Origin of the sequence: Streptomyces sp. F001 (assembly GCF_004187715.1) — a bacterium.
Classification (GTDB): domain Bacteria; phylum Actinomycetota; class Actinomycetes; order Streptomycetales; family Streptomycetaceae; genus Streptomyces; species Streptomyces flavusporus.
Genome location: NZ_QZWF01000153.1, coordinates 1 through 1914 on the forward strand (window position 1 = coordinate 1; position 1914 = coordinate 1914).

The following is a 1914-nucleotide window of genomic DNA, read 5'->3' on the forward strand; positions in this document are numbered from 1 at the left end:
GCACCACCCGCCGATCCCACCCATCACCGATCCTCAAGATCTCCGGCTGTAGTACAGGACGCCATGCTACCCGCGGCCCTGCTTCGCGGCTGGTGTCTGAGGTAGGGAACCAGGGCCGGCATGGAGTGAAGCGCCCCGGGTCTGACGGAGGCTCTCACGGTCCCCGGAGCAACGGACCTGATCGCACAGACCCGCCCGGGGCGAGACCGTCGCCGAGCACTTCGATATCGGCCACAGCCGCCACCGACAAGCGCAAGGGCCAGAACCCCTCGGTGGCCAGCATCTACGGGGCGCTCGCCAAGTACGCCAAACGTGAGGCGTACCCCGAGGCGGTCGAGCAGGCCCACGCCGACTTCACCGCCCTCACCCGCGGTGAAGTACCCGAACCCAGCACAGAGGCCAAGGCCCTAACGACACGCTGAGTTACTTGTCACTTCGCGGCAGCTTCTGGAGAACAGGGCCATGATCCCCGTGGGTTCGGGGAAACCGAAGGTTCTTCAGCGCGAACCCACGGGTCCACCGGTGTGCGTCAGGCCAATCCATCCGTGGGTTCGGATGAAACACGCGATCCGACGGACTTCCGCGGTGACGCCGACCTGGACGTCCTCGGTCATGACGGCCGCCCGCCGAACTGCCAGTTGTGCACCTCAATGTCGGCGTACCGGTCCGGGGTCAGGATGGCGCGTGCCGTGTCCGTGTCCGGCGCCCGGAGCAGCGCCGTCGTGCCCAGCCAGGTGGCGCCGTCGTCGGACAGCAGCGGCCCGTAGGCGATCAACTCGTCCCGGTCGGGCGGCATCGCGAGGTCGGCAGCCTGCCCCGTGCCGAGGCCGAGCACCAGATACCGGTTGCCGCCGGTCCGGCCGCCGGGGAAGTCCCACATGGTGCGCCCCAGCGTGTTGTGCCACCGTCGCAGCAGCACGTCCCGGTAGACGCCGGCCTGGTAGTTCGGCTCGTCGATGGCGAACGCGCGGGCAGCGGCGGGATCGGGCAGGTCGACGATGTGCACGCTCCCGGTGGGTGTGTCGCCGTCGTCGGCGAGGGTCGGGCCCCGGGCGATCATCTCCTTCGCGTACCGGTCCATGTAGGACCAATGCTCTTCCAGCAGCTCGTCACGCAGCGGCAGGGAGCCGGGCCGGTCGCGGTGGTAGCAGAGGAACTCCATGCCCATAGAGTCTCTTCAAGGAGGTAACCAGGGCGAGGGAGTTTCACTGTGATGACTGCTCGACAGCCTCATCCAGAAGCACGCGTGCCAACTCCGCGTAGCGGATGGCCGTCTTCTCGTCGATGCCGAAGACGACGGTGAGTGCGCCTGAGCTCGGGTTCGCCGCTCCGCACGCTCGCGAGATCAGTTGTCTGGCGGAAACTCCTGGTCCAGAAGCTGTAGTATCTCCTGCTGCCGCCGATGAAATTTGGGCAGCAAGGGCTGCACGAAGGCGAGATGCTCCGCAATCGACAAACCCCGGTGAGCGGGCGGCCGCGCCGGGTGATTCCGATCAAGGGCCTTGTTCACCGAAGCACAGAACAGGTACACCGTTCTCAGAGCTTCCGAGCAGCGGCGCGCAGGCTCATCGAACGGCCCATGGTCACCGAGACCCTCTACGCGATCTGGCCCTACCACATCCACGGCGCCATCAGCACCGCGCTACGCGCTGCCGACGACCGCACTGAGGACCGCTGGACCCCCGCCGACTGGCACCGGGCCGCCGAACGCGCCCTCGCCGCCCTCGGCCAGCAGTGGCAGGACGCCCGCGCCCTCGTCCCCAGCCGGACCCTCCTCGTCACGTGCCTGCGCCAAGGCCTGCGCCTGGCCCGCGACCACCACCTCGACGACCTCACCTGGCTCACCGACGCCGCCTACGCCTACACCGACGACTCCGTCTGGGAACCCGTTGCCCCACCCAGCAACCTGTCTCT

2 protein-coding genes and 1 pseudogene are annotated in these 1914 nt (G+C 67.8%); 2 read left to right on the forward strand and 1 reads right to left on the reverse strand.

The window, feature by feature from the left end; all coding sequences use genetic code 11:
- The first annotated feature begins 272 nt into the window (after positions 1–272).
- Positions 273–422 (forward strand): hypothetical protein, encoded by a 150-nt coding sequence (locus tag StrepF001_RS45150; protein WP_240798017.1) that lies wholly within the window; start codon positions 273–275, stop codon positions 420–422.
- 188 nt (positions 423–610) lie between these two features.
- Here StrepF001_RS45150 and StrepF001_RS45155 read toward each other — a convergent pair whose 3' ends face one another.
- On the reverse strand, positions 611–1162 hold the full coding sequence (locus StrepF001_RS45155) for a YciI family protein (protein WP_129803868.1): 552 nt from the start codon (positions 1160–1162) through the stop codon (positions 611–613).
- Positions 1163–1579: 417 nt separating this feature from the next.
- Between StrepF001_RS45155 and StrepF001_RS45160 the strand changes: the two are divergent.
- A pseudogene (locus StrepF001_RS45160) lies at positions 1580–1914 on the forward strand (ATP/GTP-binding protein); the annotation flags it as partial.